Origin of the sequence: Pontitalea aquivivens (assembly GCF_046507575.1) — a bacterium.
GTDB classification, from domain to species: domain Bacteria; phylum Pseudomonadota; class Alphaproteobacteria; order Rhodobacterales; family Rhodobacteraceae; genus Pontitalea; species Pontitalea aquivivens.
Map to the genome: position 1 here is coordinate 430,116 of NZ_JBKFEY010000001.1, position 14,453 is coordinate 444,568.

Genomic DNA, 14,453 nt, shown 5'->3' on the forward strand with positions numbered 1-14,453 from the left:
AAAGCGGGGCATGAGCAGGCTGTATTACCGACCGATCGCGATGACCGATGCCGCGCGCCCCGCCGGGGCCTTGCCGCTTGCGGGGGGGTGGTGCTGGTTCGACCGGGTCGAGGTGCTGGCCCGTGACGGCGCGCGTGGGATCATCGCCGCCGCCGATCTGCCCGCCGATGTCGCGCAGCGCCTGACCGCGCCGCGCGCGCCGTTGGCGGGCCTGGATTTCGCCGCGCCCCGGATCATGGGCATTGTGAACGTGACGCCCGACAGCTTTTCCGACGGTGGACGCTTTGACCGCCCCGGGGCAGCGCTGGCGCAGGCGCGCGCGCTGCTGGCGGCGGGGGCGGATATTCTGGATATTGGCGGGGAATCGACGCGCCCCGGTGCCGCGACCGTGCCGGTGGCCGATGAAATCGCCCGCACCGCCCCGGTGATCGCCGCGTTGCGTCAGGCGGGCCAGGGTGCGCCGGTGTCGATCGACACGCGCAAGGCCGATGTGGCGCGCGCGGCGCTGGCGGCGGGGGCCGATCTGGTCAACGACGTGGCCGCGATGGGCTATGACCCCTTGATGGCCAGCCTTCTGGCCGAAACCGGCGCGCCGGTCTGCCTGATGCATACCCAGGGTACGCCCGAGGTGATGCAGAATGATCCGCGCTATGACGATGTGTTGCTGGATGTCTATGACCATCTGGCCGCCCGCATCGCGGTGGCCGAGGTGGCGGGCATTGACCGCGCGCGGATCGTGGTCGACCCCGGCATCGGCTTTGGCAAGACGGTGCAGCATAATCTGGCGCTGATCCGGGGGCTGTCGCTGTTTCACGGGCTGGGCTGCGTGGTGTTGCTGGGCCTGTCGCGCAAGCGTTTCATCGGCACCATTGGCGGGGCCGGGGCGCCTGATGCGCGCCTGCCGGGCACGCTGGCGCTGACGCAGGTGGGGCTGGCGCAGGGGGTGCAGATCCACCGCGTGCATGATGTGGCCGGGATCGCGCAGGGCCTGGCCCTTTGGCGCGCTGTCATCGAGGGATATGGGGCATGAGCAGAAAGCTTTTCGGAACCGACGGGGTGCGCGGGTGCGCCAACAGCTGGCCGATGACCGCCGAAATGGCGCTGCGGCTGGGGGCCGCGGCGGGGCGCTATTTCCGGCGCGACGGGCGCAACGGGCACCGGGTGGTGATTGGCAAGGATACGCGCCTGTCGGGCTATATGCTGGAAAACGCGCTGACGGCGGGGCTGACCTCGACGGGGATGAACGTGCTGCTGCTGGGCCCGGTGCCCACGCCGGCGGTGGGGTTTCTGACGCGGTCCATGCGGGCGGATATCGGCATCATGATTTCGGCCAGCCATAATCCCGCGGCTGATAACGGCATCAAGTTCTTCGGACCCGATGGCTTCAAGCTGTCGGATGAGGCCGAGGCCGAGATCGAGGCGATCGTCGCCGCCGAAATCACCCCCGCCCAGCCGCAGAACATCGGCCGTGCCAAGCGGATCGACGACGGGCGGGGCCGCTATGTCGAATATGCCAAGACCACCTTTCCGGGGCGCGGCCAGCTTTCGGGCCTGAAGGTCGTGGTCGATTGCGCCAACGGCGCGGCCTATCGCGCCGCCCCCGAGGTGCTGTGGGAACTGGGCGCCGAGGTGATCCCCGTGGGGGTCGCGCCCAACGGGTTCAACATCAACGACAACTGCGGATCAACCCATACCGATACGGCGGCGGCGGCGGTGCTGGCGCATGGCGCGGATCTGGGGATCAGCCTGGATGGCGATGCCGACCGGGTGATGATCCTGGATGAAACCGGCCGGGTGGCGGATGGCGATCAGATCATGGCGCTGTTCGCCGCCCGCTGGGCCGCCGAGGGGCGGCTGCGCGGCGGGGCGCTGGTGGCGACGGTGATGTCGAACCTGGGGCTTGAACGGTTCCTGCAGGCGCGGGGCTTGCGGCTGGAGCGCACGGCGGTGGGCGACCGCTATGTGGTGGAACGGATGCGCGCGGGGGGCTTCAACCTGGGGGGTGAACAATCGGGCCATATCGTGATGACCGATTATGCCACCACCGGCGACGGGCTGATCGCGGGGCTGCAATTCCTGGCGGCGATGGTGGAAACCGGGGCGAAGGCGTCCGGGCTGGTGGCCCAGTTCGATACGGTGCCGCAGATGCTGAAGAACGTGCGCTATGAAGCGGGGCGCGAGCCTTTGGCCAATGACCGCGTGCGCCAGGTGATTGCCGCGGCCGAGGCGCGGCTGGAGGGGCAGGGGCGTGTGCTGATCCGCAAATCGGGGACCGAACCCCTGATCCGTGTCATGGCCGAAGCCGAGGATGCTGCGCTGTTGGCGCGCACCGTCGATGAGATTGTCGAGGCCGTCGCGACCGTCGCCTGAGCGGGGTGCGCGTGGCCGCCGCCGGGGGTTTTCCACCCCCGGACCCCCGGAAGGTATTTCGGGCAAGATGAATGGGGAAAGAAAAAGGGCGCCCGGCGGGGCGCCCTTCGGGTGTCTGGGGCGCGATCAGTTGCGCGCCTTGTCGACCATCTTGCCCTTGGAAATCCAGGGCATCATGGCGCGCAGCTTTTCACCGACCTGTTCGATCTGGTGTTCGTCGTTGATGCGGCGGGTGGCCTTGAAGAAGGGCTGGCCCACGGCGTTTTCCTGCATGAAGTCGCGCACGAACTTGCCGGTCTGGATGTCGGTGAGGACTTCCTTCATGCGGCGCTTGGTTTCCTCATAGGGGAGGATGCGCGGGCCGCTGACATATTCGCCATATTCGGCGGTGTTCGAGATCGAGTAGTTCATGTTCGCGATGCCGCCTTCGTAGATCAGGTCCACGATCAGCTTTACTTCGTGCAGGCATTCGAAATAGGCCATTTCCGGCTCGTAGCCGGCTTCGACCAGGGTTTCAAAGCCCATGCGGATCAGTTCGACCAGGCCGCCGCAAAGCACGGCCTGTTCGCCGAACAGGTCGGTTTCGCATTCCTGGCGGAAGTTGGTTTCAATGATGCCCGAACGCCCGCCGCCGATGGCCGAGCAGTAGGACAGGCCGACTTCCATCGCCTTGCCGGTCGCATCCTGATGCACGGCCACCAGGCAGGGCACGCCGCCGCCCTTGGTGTATTCGCCGCGCACGGTGTGGCCGGGGCCCTTGGGGGCCATCATGATGACGTCGACGCCGGGCTTGGGCTCGATCAGGCCGAAATGCACGTTCAGGCCGTGGGCGAACGCGATCGCCGAGCCTTCGCGCAGGTTGTCATGGACGTATTTCTTGTAGGTTTCGGCCTGCAGTTCGTCGGGCATGGTGAACATGATCACGTCGCACCAGGCGGCGGCTTCGGCGATGCCCATGACCTTCAGGCCTTCGGCTTCGGCCTTCCTGGCCGAGGGGCTGCCTTCGCGCAGCGCGACCACGAGGTTCTTTGCCCCCGAATCGCGCAGGTTCAGCGCATGGGCGTGGCCCTGGCTGCCGTAGCCCAGGATGGCCACTTTCTTGTCCTTGATCAGGTTCACATCGCAATCGCGATCGTAATAAACGCGCATCGGCGGTTCTCCGGTTGTTGATGGGGGCAGGATAGCGGGGTATCCGGGAATGGCTGTGCAAAATTTGCTTTTGTGACCTGTTTTGGCTAATAACTATTCGTCAAATTGGAATTTGGTGAAACAACCATGCAGATTGATGATACGGACCGGCGCATCCTGCGCCAGCTGCTGGCCGAGCCGGACCTGCCCACCGCCGAACTGGCCCTGCGCGCGGGTGTGACGGCGGCGACCTGCTGGCGGCGGTTGGAGCGGCTGCGGGCGGGGGGGGTGCTGCGCGGCGAGGAGGCGGTGATCGACTGGCGCGCGCTGGGCTGGGAGGTTGAGGTGTCGTTGCGATTCACGCTGGACAAGACCCACCCCCGCGCCTTTGACGAGTTTCTGGAAGCCGCGCGCAAGGTGCCCGAGGTGCTGGAGATCCAGACCTTTCTGGGCCAGACGGATGTGCGCCTGAACGTCATCGCGCGCGATATGGCGCATTATCAGGACATTTACCGCGCCCGTATCCTGACGCTGCCGCATATCGCGGATACCGACGCCCTGATGCTGATTTCCACCATCAAGAACAGCACGGAGCTGCCGCTGTGATCGCGCTGGATGATCTGGACCGGGCGATCCTGCGGGCGCTGGTGCAGGATGCGGGGCAAAGCGCGGGGGCGGTGGGGCGGCGGCTGGGGCTGTCGCAGCCGGCGGCCTGGCGGCGCATCCGGCGCCTGCAAGAGGCGGGCGTGCTGCGCGGGCGGCGGGTTGCGATCGATCCGGCGGCGCTGGGCTTTGGCGTGACGGTGTTTCTGGGGATCAAGCTGGCAACCAAGGGCCGTGTCAGTCTTGAGGACTTTGAACGCGCCGCCACCGCCATCCCCGAGGTGCAGGTGGTGCAGCACGTTCTGGGCCTGTTCGATTATCGCCTGCGCGTCACCGCCCGCGACATTGCCGATTTCGAACGCGTGCTGCGCCGCCGGATCATGACGTTGCCCGGGCTGGGCCAGGTCGAGGCGAATGTGCTGTTGTCCGAAGAACGCCGCCCCGGCCCGCTGGGTTGATGCGGGTCACTGCAGCAGCAGTTCCCAGAACAGGCTGCGCGGGCGCAGGCCGCGCGTGTCAAAGGCGGGCTGGGCGGTATCGGCCTGGTCCAGCGCGACGGTGCGCAGCGTCCGCGTGACCTTTTCGCGCTGATAGACCGGATTGTTGCGGATTTCGGCGGGCAACAGGCGCGGATCAAAGATGGTGCTGCGCCGGGTGATCAGTTCGACCTTCATCCGCCGGCCGGCCTTCGGCAGATCGGGCTGGGTCAGGTAGGCCGCGCGCAATTCCGCCTCGCGCCGTTTCAGCCGGGCAATCTCGGCCCGGATGTCGGCCAGTTCGTCGGCAAGGGGTTTAAGGTGCATGGTGCGGCTCCTGTTGCATCGGGGTCGGGGGCAGAGTGCCGCATCGCCCTTAACAAATGGCTAAGCCGGGTGGGGAAATCGCATTGAATTGCCGGAAACCTCAGCGCATGCCAAGACCGGCGCGCATCATGCCCCGGCGCACCGGCGCCAGCGCGTAAAGCGCGCCCAGAACGCCGGCCCGCAGGTCGCGCAGCGGCCGCGCCTGCACCATCGAGGCGCGGTTCAACAGGTCAATGCCGGTCACCCGCGCCTTCACCTCGGGCCAGCGGCGGCGGTTGTAGGCGGCCAGCATTGCGGGCGATCCAAGGCCCGCGGGGTCGTGCGCGGCCAGATCCAGCAGGCAGGCCAGATCGGCCAGCGACATGTTCAGCCCCTGCGCGCCGATGGGCGGGATCACATGCGCCGCCTCGGCGATCAGGGCGCTGCGCTGGCCGTGAAAGCGGCTGGCGATCTGGCTCATCATCGGCCAGACCGACCGGCGTGTGACCAGTTTCAGCGGCCCCAGCAGGCCGGTCGATCGTTCGAACATCGCCGCTTCGAACGCCTCGACGGGCAGGGCGGCCAGACGCTCGGCCTCGGGCCCGCGTTCCATCCACACCACCGAGGATGAGGGCACCCCGTCCCGGTCGGGCAGCGGCACGAAGGTGAAGGGCCCGCCCGAGCGGTGGATCTCGGTCGAGATATTGTCGTGCGGGATCGGGTGGGTCACGGCGAAGGCCAGCGCCTTCTGGCCGTAGCGGGTGGTATGCACCGGGATGCCCAGCGCCTGGCGCACCGGCGAATGGCGGCCATCGGCGGCGATCAGAAGCCGCGCGGTGATGTGGCTGCCGTCCGACAGCGTCACCTCGGCCCCGGTGTCGCGGGTCAGAACGCCCGCGGTCGCCTGCCCCGGGCGAAAGCTGACCTGGGGCAATTCGGCCAGCCGTGCCACCATTTCGCGCCGCAACAGCCAGTTGGGCAGGTTCCAGCCGAAGGGGTCGTCGGACAGTTCATCGGCGTTGAAATCGCGCGTCAGCCGCGCCTCGGGGCTTGCGCCGCCCGCGTCGATGATGCGCATGACGCGCAGCGCCGCCGCATGGGGCGCCAGACGCGCCCACAGGCCCGCGGCCTCCAGCACCGCGCGTGAAGGTTGCAGAAAGGCTGTGGTGCGCAGATCGGCACCCGCGGCGGTTTCCTCGGTGACGGGGGGGGCGGGATCGACGCAGATCACGCGAAACCCGGCCGCGCCAAAGGCGGCGGCGGCGGTCAGCCCCGCCACCCCGCCGCCCGAAATCACGATGTCGGTCTGTTCGCGCGTGGCTTGTCCGGTCATGGCACCCTCCGTTTGGCGCATAATCTAGCGTCTTGCGGCCAAGGTGCAATGCGGCGCGCGCGGCGGTGGGGGCAGGGGCGGGCGTCAGCTGCCCGCGGTCATCACCACCAGAAAGCCCAGAATCGCCCAGGCGCCGATCACGGCCGAGATCGTCAGCCCCGCCAGCCCGAAGGCCAGGGTGGCGATCGCGGTGGCGATGACCACGGCGATCAGGAAAAAGGCGATCGAGATCGTGGCGTTGCGTTCGCGGTCATGGGTGGGGTGCGCGCCACCCTGGGCGCCGGTTTCGATGGTGGTGGTCATTGTGCGGTTCCTTGCGGTTGGTCCTGTTCGCAAACTGGCGATCTAGGGTGCCGGGGCGGGCAGGGGAACCGGATGAATTGTCGCACTGCGGCAGGGTGTCGCAGGGGTCAGGGGCGCAGGCGGGCCAGAAAACCGGCAAGATCGGGGGTGTGGTGTTCGATATGCGGCGCGGGCCGGGGGGCGGGGGCCACATGCACGGTGCGCATCCCCATGGCATGGGGCGCGGCCAGGTTGCGGGGGTCATCTTCGAACATCGCGGCGCGGTCGGGGGTGATCCCGGCGCGCGCAAAGACGGTTTCAAAGGCCGCACGGTCGGGTTTGGGCCGAAAGCCCGCGTGTTCCACCCCATAGACCCCGTCGAACAGCCCCGACAGGCCGCGCGCCGCCAGCACCCGTTCGGCATAGGGCGCCGAGCCGTTGGTATAGACGATCTTGCGCCCGGGCAGCGCGGCAATGCCCGCGCGCAGCGCAGGATCGGGATCCAGATGGTCCAGTGTGATTTCATGCACCTGGTGCAGATAGGGGCCGGGGTCGATGTCATGTTCCTGCATCAGCCCCGCCAGCGTGGTGCCATAGCTGTGCCAGTAATGCCGGCGCAGGCGGTCGGCCTCGGGGCGGTCGACGCCAAGGGCCTGCATCACGAAGGCGGTCATGCGGATCTCGATCTGATCGAACAGCCGCGCCTCGGGCGGGTACAGCGTGTTGTCGAGGTCGAAGACCCAGTCGGTGACATGTGAAAAGCGCGCGGCAGGCATGGCGCTACCCTAGCGGCGGATCGGTGTGGGCGCAATCGGGGGCGGGCGCAATCGGGGCGATTTGCGCGCCCGCCAGCCGCGCCAAGCCCTTGTCAGGACAGCCGATCCCCGCTTAGGGTCTGGGCCCCGGCCCCGATCGAAAGCAGGACGATGCAGAAAGACGCCTATACCCTGATTCTCGAAGCGATCGACAATGGCGTCTACCGCCCTGGCGACCGGCTGGTGGAATCGGAACTGGCCGAGCGGTTCGGCGTGTCGCGCACCCCCGTGCGCGAAGCCCTGCAGCGCCTTGAGACACAATCGATGCTGGCGCGCGACGGGCGCAGCCTGATCGTGGCCTCGCTCGATCACAACCAGCTGGCCGAACTTTATGTGGTGCGCGCCGAACTGGAGGCGCTGGCCGCGCGGCTGGCGGCCAAACATGCCACGCCCGAAGAGGTCAAGGTGCTTAACGACATGGTCGCCGAGGACCGCACCTACATGTCCGACCCCGAGGCGTTAAGCCGGGCCAACCGTCGCTTTCACCATCAGCTGCACCTGGCCTCGCACAACCGTTATCTGGTGCAGCAGCTGGACCTGGTGCATCGGTCCATGGCGCTGCTGGCGACGACCTCGCTTGCCGCCGAGGGGCGGGGGGAAACGGCGCTGGCCGAGCATCAGGCGATTGTCGATGCGATCGCCGCCGGCGATGGCGCGGGGGCGCAGGCGGCGCTGCGGGCGCATATTTCAAAGGCGTTCGAAACCCGGCTGAAGCTGGATGCCGGGGGCGTAAAGCCCCCGCGCGATGCGGGGCGCGGCGCCGCAGTGCGGGCCTGAGCGGGCCTGACTGGTCAGGAACCTAGTCGATCAGCGGCGCGCGCGCGATTCGGGCGGCGGCGGGTGGCGGGGCGGCGGCCGCGGCAATCGCAGGCACCAGCGCACTGGCCGTGGCCACGGGATGGGGCGTTGCGTCAAAGACGCCGTGGCAGGTCTTGTCCCAGTAGAAGGGCGCGGCTACCACCTCATAGATCGCCTTCCACCCGGCCAGCGCGCCCAGCGGGAAATAGAAATGCAACGTCGGCACCCAGACGATCAGATGCCGGTGCGCGCGCCCCCGCACCGCCCATAGACCGACCGTGATGTTCACCACCTCGGCGGCGATGAAACACAGGCCCAGCGCGATCAGCTGGCCCTGGCTCAGCACCGCCTGCAGCGGGTGCCACAGGCCCAGCGGAATGGCCCAGAAGCTCCACAGGATCGGCGACAGCAGGTATTGCGACAGCCCGCCCAGGAACTGCACCTGAAAGCCCAGGAAACGCCAGGCCCCCAGATCGCGCCACAGGCGCACCGGGTCGCGCATGTGCACCCCCCAGGTCATGGCATAGCCTTTCAGCCAGCGCGACCGTTGCTTGACCCAGGGCAACGCGCGGCAGTTCGCCTCTTCGCCGGTGACGGTGGGGATCAGTTCCGTCCGATAGCCGTGACGCACCAGGCGGATGCCCAGATCGGCGTCTTCGGTGACGTTATGCGCATCCCAGCCGCCAAGCGCCTCCAGCGCGTCGCGGCGGAAGAACAGCGTGGTGCCGCCCAGCGGAACCACCAGCCCCAGCCGCGCCAGCCCCGGCAGCATCGCGCGGAACCAGGCCGCATATTCGATGGTGAAACACCGCGCCAGCCAGTTGGTGCGGGGGTTGTAGTAATCCAGAATACCCTGCAGGCAGGCCACCTCGGGGCCGGTTTCGGCAAAGCGGCGCGCGACGATGTGCAACTGGTCGGGGTCGGGCGCATCCTCGGCATCATAGACGCCGATGATGCTGCCCCGGCAATAGTTCAGCGCATAGTTCAGCGCGCGGGGCTTGGTCTTGATCGGCCCGCGCGGCACCGACACGACGCGCATCCAGCGCGGCAGATTGGCCTGCGCCAGCGTCTCGCGCGTGGTGGTGTCGTCTTCCTCGACCACCAGCAGGATGTCCAGCAATTCGCGCGGATAGGTCAGCTTGCCCAGCCGTTTGATCAGCCGGGTGGCAATGTCGCGTTCGTGAAACAGCGGCACCATGACCGAAATGATCGGCAGCCGCCCCATCGGCGCGGGCGGCGTGGGCGGGGCGCGCCGCCCGCGGACCTGGCCGCGCAGTTCGGCCGCGAAGGCCAGCGTCTTCAGCGCGGTGCCCAGCACCAGCACCAGCACCGCCCAGGCAAAGACCAGTGTGAAGGCCGCGACGGGGGCGGCAAACAGGCCCAGCGTCACCGCCGCCATCGCCCCCATCGCCACCCGCGAGGCGCGTGCCGCATCGCGGGTGCGGCAGCTTTCCTGCGGCGCCACCCGGGTTTCGGCGCGCCGGATCATCGCGGTCTGGCGCTGGGCGATCAGGCTGGCATGCACGTCGCGTTCTGGCGCCAGCACCATCGCATAGGGGCCGAAGGCGGGGGGCAGGGCGGCGCACAGGGCGACAAAATCCTCGGGGCGGGCGGTGGCGATGACGGTGGTGGCGCCGATCCGCCGCCAGGGCACCATGGCATGGCGCAGGCAGGTTTCCGTACCGATGCCGTCGATCAGGCGCGGATCGGGGCGTTCGGCCAGCAGATCGACGACCGCCGCCCCCCATTGCCGCGCCAGCGCCGCCATCAGGTCGGTCTCGGACACCCAGCCATGCGCCTGCAGGATGTCGCCCAGCCGCACCTCTTGCCGGTTGCGCAGCGCCAGCGCCTTCAGAAGGTTGCCCGGCGTGATCGCGCCCATCTCCAGCAGGATCTGGCCCAGCGGGACCCGCCCGGTTGCCGGGCGGGCGGCGGCGGGTGCGGGTTCTGGCGGCTGCACATTCTGGGCGGGCAGGATGCGGGCAAGCGTTGCGGCGGACATGATCACCCTTCGGATGGCGGACCATCCGAAAGGTGGAGTCATAAGGTTAACAGAACGTTAACAGAATTTTAACGCAACCTTGCCAAGGCCTTGGACAAGGCCTTGGCGGCGCCTTGAACCGTCCCGGCAAACCGTGGCAAGGGCAGGCATTTTCGTGGCGCCCGGCCCTTGCGCGTGGATTACCCTGCGCGGCGGGCCTGCATCGCCGCGGCGAAGCGTTCGAACAGGTAATAGCTGTCCTGCGGCCCGGGGCTGGCCTCGGGGTGGTGTTGCACGGAAAAGACCGGCTTGCCATCCACCGCGATGCCGCAATTCGACCCGTCAAACAGGCTGACATGGGTTTCCCTGACGCCGTCGGGCAGGGTCTGGCTGTCCACGGTGAAGCCGTGGTTCATGCTGGTGATTTCAACCTTTCCGGTGGTCAGGTCCTTCACCGGATGGTTCGCGCCGTGGTGGCCGTGGTTCATCTTGATCGTGCGCGCACCCAGCGCCAGCGCCAGCATCTGATGGCCCAGGCAAATGCCGAACACCGGCAGACCACGGGCCAGAATACCCTGGATCATCGGCACGGCATAGGCGCCGGTGGCCGCCGGATCGCCGGGGCCGTTGGACAGGAACACCCCTTCGGGGTTCAGCGCCAGCACGTCTTCGGCGGTGGCGGTGGCGGGCAGAACCGTCACCTCGCAGCCCGCACTGGCCAGGCAGCGCAGGATGTTGCGCTTGGCGCCATAATCGATCGCCACGACGCGCAGGCCCGGGCCTTCGCGGCGGCTATACCCCTCGGGCCAGGCCCAGCGCATTTCATCCCATTTATAGGACTGGGTGCAGGATACCTCTTTCGCCAGGTCGAGGCCGACCAGGCCCTTCCAGTCGCGGGCCTTCTTCACCAGCGCCTCGATGTCGAACACGCCATCGGGGTTGTGCGCGATCGCCACATGCGGCGCGCCCTGCTGGCGGATCGCGCGGGTCAGGCGGCGGGTGTCGACGCCGCCGATGCCGATGCGGCCGCGCTTTTCCAGCCACTGCACCAGATCGCCGGTGGCGCGCCAGTTCGACGGTTCGGTCGGGTCCCATTTCACCACCATGCCGGCCGCGACGGGCTCGGCGGTTTCGTCATCCTCGGGGGTGACGCCGACATTGCCGATATGGGGGAAGGTGAAGGTCACGACCTGACCGGCATAGGACGGGTCGGTCATGATTTCCTGATAACCGGTCATCGCGGTGTTGAACACCAGCTCGGCCACCGTTTCGCCGGTGGCGCCGAAGCCGCGGCCATAGAACAGTTGCCCGTCCGCAAGCGCAATCAGCGCGGTGGGTTTTTCCGATGTCTGGTGTTGTGCAGCCATGGTGCGACTCCCCGGGGCAAAATCTGCTGGAACCTACGGGGGGCGGCGGCTGGGGTCAAGGGGGTAAGGTTATTCATGTTATCGTTTGAATTCAATGGCTTGGCGTAGTTGTGCCCGGCGCGCATTTTGGCTATTCTGTCGCCCTTCAACCACACGGGGATGAAAACATGGACATGCGCGACCGGATCGCCCAGGCGCTCAAGGATGCGATGAAATCGAAGGAACAGGATCGGCTGTCGACCCTGCGCCTGATCAATGCCGCCATCAAGGACCGTGAAATCGCGCTGCGCGGCGAAGGCGATGGCGGCACTGTGGGGGATGGGGAAATCCTTGCGATCATGGGAAAAATGGTCAAGCAGCGCCAGGAAAGCGCGCGCGCCTATGAAGAGGGCGGGCGGCTGGAACTGGCGGAAAAGGAACTGGCCGAGATCAAGGTGATTGAGGAATTCCTGCCCCGTCAGCTGTCCCCGGATGAGGTGGCGGCCGCCGTCGATCAGGCGATCAAGGCGCTGGGGGCCAGCTCGATCCGCGACATGGGACGGGTCATGGCCGAGCTGAAGGCGAAATACACCGGGCAGATGGATTTCGGCGCCGTCGGGCCCATGGTGAAATCGCGTCTGGGCTAGATCGCTGACCAGGTGAATGAAAACGCCCGCGGCACAGGCCGCGGGCGTTTTGCGTTTGTGATACGGGGCAGGGGCCTCAGGGCGTTGCCACCGCCTTGCGCGCGCAGGCCAGCGCCGCGGCCAGTTCGCGCCGCAGACGCAGCCGTTCCGCGGGCGTCAGGAAGGCGCCCAGTTCCACCACCCGCGGGCCGCCCTTCAGCGTCAGATATTGCTCGACCGGGCCGCCCTTGGCGTGGATCTCGGGGCTGACCCAATAGGGATTGGCCTGCCAGTGGCGCGCGGGGGCCTTGGGGTCGTGGCGGATCAGCTCGACGCGGTCCGACCAGATCCGCATTTCCTCCAGCACTTCGCCGGTACGATAGCTATGCGCCAGCGCCCACCAGACCGCGACCACCGCGATCATCAGGAAGGGCAGCAGCGCCCACAGGATGACCGAGCCCAGCACCGCCAGCAGCGGCAGCGCCAAAAGCCCCGCCGTCACCCCGATGAAGATCACGAATCCCTTGCGCGGCAAGGATCGGTAGGGCCAGGCGTGCAATTCAGCCAGCGGCGGGCCATCCGGGCGGCCCGATGCGCAAACGGCCCCGGAAATCTCCGGGGCCGTGTCGGGGTGTGTCACCCATTCATAAGGCATCTGCCTGCCTCAGTGCGCGTGGGATTTGTCCCAGTCCTCGCGCTTGGGCAGCTGCTCGAACGTATGTTCGGGCGGCGGCGAGGGCAGGGTCCATTCCAGCGTATCGGCATATTCGTTCCAGTAGTTCGCCTCGGTCACGCGGCGGCCTGCCAGCAGGGTGTAGGCCACGATGCCGATGAAGAACAGGAACGAGGCGAACGAGATGAACGCGCCGATCGACGAGATGTAGTTCCAGGTGGCAAACGCCTCCGGGTAGTCGATGTAGCGGCGCGGCATGCCCTGACGGCCCAGGAAGTGCTGCGGGAAGAAGGTCAGGTTCGCACCGATGAACATCGCCCAGAAGTGTAGCTTGCCCGCCCATTCCGGATACTGCCGGCCCGACATCTTGCCCATCCAGTAATAGATGCCGGCAAAGATCGCAAAGACCGCGCCCAGCGACATCACATAGTGGAAGTGCGCCACGACATAGTAGGTGTCGTGATAGACCCGGTCCAGCGGCGCCTGCGACAACACCACGCCGGTCACGCCGCCGATGGTGAACAGGAACAGGAAGCCGAACGCCCAAAGCATCGGGGTCTTGAACTCGATCGAGCCGCCCCACATCGTGGCGATCCAGCTGAACACCTTCACGCCCGTGGGCACCGCGATGACCATCGTGGCCAGCATGAAGTAGGACTGCTGCGTCAGCGACATGCCCACCGTGTACATGTGGTGCGCCCAGACGACAAAGCCCAGAACCCCGATCGCCACCATCGCATAGACCATCGGCAGGTAACCGAAGACCGGCTTGCGCGAGAAGGTGGCGATGACGTGGGAGATGATGCCAAAGCCCGGCAGGATGATGATATAGACTTCCGGGTGGCCAAAGAACCACAGGATGTGCTGATACAGGATCGGGTCACCGCCACCGGCCGGATCGAAGAAGGTCGTGCCGAAGTTGCGGTCCATCAGCAGCATGGTGATCGCGCCCGCCAGCACCGGCAGCGACAGCAGGATCAGCCACGAGGTGACGAAGATCGACCAGCCGAACAGCGGCACCTTGTGCAGCGTCATGCCCGGGGCGCGCATGTTCAGGAAGGTGGTGATCATGTTGATCGCGCCCAGGATCGAGCTGGCACCCGAGACGTGGACGGCGAAGATCGCCAGATCCATCGAGATCCCGCCCTCATTGGTCGACAGCGGCGGGTAAAGGACCCAGCCCACGCCCGACCCCAGCTGCCCGTTGCCGCCCGGCGCCAGCAGCGAGGCCACGCCCAGCGCCGTGCCCGCGACATAAAGCCAGTAGGACAGGTTGTTCATCCGCGGGAAGGCCATGTCCGGCGCGCCGATCTGCAGCGGCATGAAATAGTTGCCGAACCCCCCGAACAGCGCCGGAATCACCACGAAGAACATCATCAGGACGCCGTGATAGGTGATCATCACGTTCCACAGATGCCCGTTGGGCGTGCATTCTGCCGAGGCATCGGCGATGAACCGGGCCCCTTCGGCGCACATGTACTGCACGCCCGGTTCCATCAGTTCCATCCGCATGTAAACGGTGAAAATCACCGAAATCAGGCCGACAAGGCCCGCGGTGAACAGATAAAGAATCCCGATGTCTTTGTGATTGGTGGACATGAACCAGCGGGTAAAGAACCCGCGCGTGTCATGTTCACCATGGCTGTGAACGGCTGCGTCCGCCATGCTGATCTCCCATTTCGCGCCTGGCCCGCGGGTCTCCCACCCCGGGCCTGC

Annotated in this window: 15 protein-coding genes; 6 read left to right on the plus strand and 9 right to left on the minus strand. The window is 66.9% G+C overall.

What is annotated here, in order from left to right:
• The first annotated feature begins 10 nt into the window (after positions 1-10).
• Together folP and glmM are read left to right on the plus strand one after the other, a co-directional pair.
• Positions 11-1,030 (plus strand): dihydropteroate synthase, encoded by a 1,020-nt coding sequence (gene folP / locus ACK8OU_RS02065; RefSeq protein WP_410301687.1) that lies wholly within the window; start codon positions 11-13, stop codon positions 1,028-1,030.
• The gene (glmM, locus tag ACK8OU_RS02070; protein ID WP_410301688.1) at positions 1,027-2,370 is read left to right on the plus strand and encodes a phosphoglucosamine mutase; all 1,344 of its coding nucleotides are present in this window, start codon (positions 1,027-1,029) and stop codon (positions 2,368-2,370) included. Before folP ends, glmM begins: the two co-directional genes overlap by 4 nt.
• A 126-nt stretch (positions 2,371-2,496) precedes the next feature.
• Here glmM and ilvC read toward each other — a convergent pair whose 3' ends face one another.
• Positions 2,497-3,519, minus strand: a complete 1,023-nt coding sequence (ilvC, locus tag ACK8OU_RS02075; RefSeq protein WP_410301689.1) for a ketol-acid reductoisomerase — start codon at positions 3,517-3,519, stop codon at positions 2,497-2,499.
• Between the two features lie 126 nt (positions 3,520-3,645).
• Here ilvC and ACK8OU_RS02080 point away from each other — a divergent pair, with 126 nt between their 5' ends.
• Together ACK8OU_RS02080 and ACK8OU_RS02085 are read left to right on the plus strand one after the other, a co-directional pair.
• Positions 3,646-4,104, plus strand: a complete 459-nt coding sequence (locus ACK8OU_RS02080) for an Lrp/AsnC family transcriptional regulator (RefSeq protein WP_410301690.1) — start codon at positions 3,646-3,648, stop codon at positions 4,102-4,104.
• A complete protein-coding gene (locus ACK8OU_RS02085; protein WP_410301691.1) occupies positions 4,101-4,559 on the plus strand; it encodes an Lrp/AsnC family transcriptional regulator in 459 nt (152 codons plus the stop codon). The genes ACK8OU_RS02080 and ACK8OU_RS02085 overlap by 4 nt, the downstream gene beginning before the upstream one ends.
• 6 nt (positions 4,560-4,565) lie before the next feature.
• Here ACK8OU_RS02085 and ACK8OU_RS02090 read toward each other — a convergent pair whose 3' ends face one another.
• From ACK8OU_RS02090 to ACK8OU_RS02105, 4 genes are all read right to left on the minus strand, one after another.
• The gene (locus ACK8OU_RS02090) at positions 4,566-4,904 is read right to left on the minus strand and encodes a hypothetical protein (protein ID WP_410301692.1); all 339 of its coding nucleotides are present in this window, start codon (positions 4,902-4,904) and stop codon (positions 4,566-4,568) included.
• 100 nt (positions 4,905-5,004) lie between these two features.
• A complete protein-coding gene (locus tag ACK8OU_RS02095) occupies positions 5,005-6,216 on the minus strand; it encodes a UbiH/UbiF family hydroxylase (RefSeq protein ID WP_410301693.1) in 1,212 nt (403 codons plus the stop codon).
• An 84-nt stretch (positions 6,217-6,300) separates the two neighbouring features.
• On the minus strand, positions 6,301-6,519 hold the full coding sequence (locus tag ACK8OU_RS02100) for a hypothetical protein (RefSeq protein ID WP_410301694.1): 219 nt from the start codon (positions 6,517-6,519) through the stop codon (positions 6,301-6,303).
• A 107-nt stretch (positions 6,520-6,626) separates the two neighbouring features.
• Positions 6,627-7,274 carry a pyrimidine 5'-nucleotidase gene (locus ACK8OU_RS02105; RefSeq protein ID WP_410301695.1) on the minus strand — a complete coding sequence of 216 codons (648 nt, stop codon included), beginning with the start codon at positions 7,272-7,274 and terminating at the stop codon, positions 6,627-6,629.
• A gap of 150 nt (positions 7,275-7,424) precedes the next feature.
• Between ACK8OU_RS02105 and ACK8OU_RS02110 the strand changes: the two genes are divergently transcribed.
• The gene (locus ACK8OU_RS02110; protein ID WP_410301696.1) at positions 7,425-8,090 is read left to right on the plus strand and encodes a GntR family transcriptional regulator; all 666 of its coding nucleotides are present in this window, start codon (positions 7,425-7,427) and stop codon (positions 8,088-8,090) included.
• A gap of 22 nt (positions 8,091-8,112) precedes the next feature.
• Here ACK8OU_RS02110 and ACK8OU_RS02115 read toward each other — a convergent pair whose 3' ends face one another.
• Both ACK8OU_RS02115 and carA read right to left on the minus strand, forming a co-directional pair.
• Positions 8,113-10,113 (minus strand): glycosyltransferase, encoded by a 2,001-nt coding sequence (locus ACK8OU_RS02115; protein ID WP_410301697.1) that lies wholly within the window; start codon positions 10,111-10,113, stop codon positions 8,113-8,115.
• A gap of 179 nt (positions 10,114-10,292) precedes the next feature.
• The gene (gene carA, locus ACK8OU_RS02120; RefSeq protein ID WP_410301698.1) at positions 10,293-11,459 is read right to left on the minus strand and encodes a glutamine-hydrolyzing carbamoyl-phosphate synthase small subunit; all 1,167 of its coding nucleotides are present in this window, start codon (positions 11,457-11,459) and stop codon (positions 10,293-10,295) included.
• 167 nt (positions 11,460-11,626) lie between these two features.
• Here carA and ACK8OU_RS02125 point away from each other — a divergent pair, with 167 nt between their 5' ends.
• Positions 11,627-12,085, plus strand: a complete 459-nt coding sequence (locus ACK8OU_RS02125) for a GatB/YqeY domain-containing protein (RefSeq protein WP_410301700.1) — start codon at positions 11,627-11,629, stop codon at positions 12,083-12,085.
• 76 nt (positions 12,086-12,161) lie between these two features.
• On the opposite strand, the gene ACK8OU_RS02130 is transcribed toward ACK8OU_RS02125, so the two are convergent.
• Both ACK8OU_RS02130 and ctaD read right to left on the minus strand, forming a co-directional pair.
• A complete protein-coding gene (locus ACK8OU_RS02130) occupies positions 12,162-12,719 on the minus strand; it encodes a DUF2244 domain-containing protein (RefSeq protein WP_410301701.1) in 558 nt (185 codons plus the stop codon).
• A gap of 9 nt (positions 12,720-12,728) precedes the next feature.
• Entirely contained in the window at positions 12,729-14,402 is a 1,674-nt protein-coding gene (ctaD, locus tag ACK8OU_RS02135; RefSeq protein ID WP_410301702.1) for a cytochrome c oxidase subunit I, read from the minus strand.
• Between the last annotated feature and the right edge of the window lie 51 nt (positions 14,403-14,453).

Coding starts and splice junctions, on each gene's coding strand:
- folP (WP_410301687.1), top strand. CDS start 11: ATGAGCAGGCTGTATTACCGACCGATCGCGATGACCGATGCCGCGCGC.
- glmM (WP_410301688.1), top strand. CDS start 1,027: ATGAGCAGAAAGCTTTTCGGAACCGACGGGGTGCGCGGGTGCGCCAAC.
- ilvC (WP_410301689.1), bottom strand. CDS start 3,519: ATGCGCGTTTATTACGATCGCGATTGCGATGTGAACCTGATCAAGGAC.
- ACK8OU_RS02080 (WP_410301690.1), top strand. CDS start 3,646: ATGCAGATTGATGATACGGACCGGCGCATCCTGCGCCAGCTGCTGGCC.
- ACK8OU_RS02090 (WP_410301692.1), bottom strand. CDS start 4,904: ATGCACCTTAAACCCCTTGCCGACGAACTGGCCGACATCCGGGCCGAG.
- ACK8OU_RS02095 (WP_410301693.1), bottom strand. CDS start 6,216: ATGACCGGACAAGCCACGCGCGAACAGACCGACATCGTGATTTCGGGC.
- ACK8OU_RS02100 (WP_410301694.1), bottom strand. CDS start 6,519: ATGACCACCACCATCGAAACCGGCGCCCAGGGTGGCGCGCACCCCACC.
- ACK8OU_RS02105 (WP_410301695.1), bottom strand. CDS start 7,274: ATGCCTGCCGCGCGCTTTTCACATGTCACCGACTGGGTCTTCGACCTC.
- ACK8OU_RS02110 (WP_410301696.1), top strand. CDS start 7,425: ATGCAGAAAGACGCCTATACCCTGATTCTCGAAGCGATCGACAATGGC.
- ACK8OU_RS02115 (WP_410301697.1), bottom strand. CDS start 10,113: ATGTCCGCCGCAACGCTTGCCCGCATCCTGCCCGCCCAGAATGTGCAG.
- carA (WP_410301698.1), bottom strand. CDS start 11,459: ATGGCTGCACAACACCAGACATCGGAAAAACCCACCGCGCTGATTGCG.
- ACK8OU_RS02125 (WP_410301700.1), top strand. CDS start 11,627: ATGGACATGCGCGACCGGATCGCCCAGGCGCTCAAGGATGCGATGAAA.
- ACK8OU_RS02130 (WP_410301701.1), bottom strand. CDS start 12,719: ATGCCTTATGAATGGGTGACACACCCCGACACGGCCCCGGAGATTTCC.
- ctaD (WP_410301702.1), bottom strand. CDS start 14,402: ATGGCGGACGCAGCCGTTCACAGCCATGGTGAACATGACACGCGCGGG.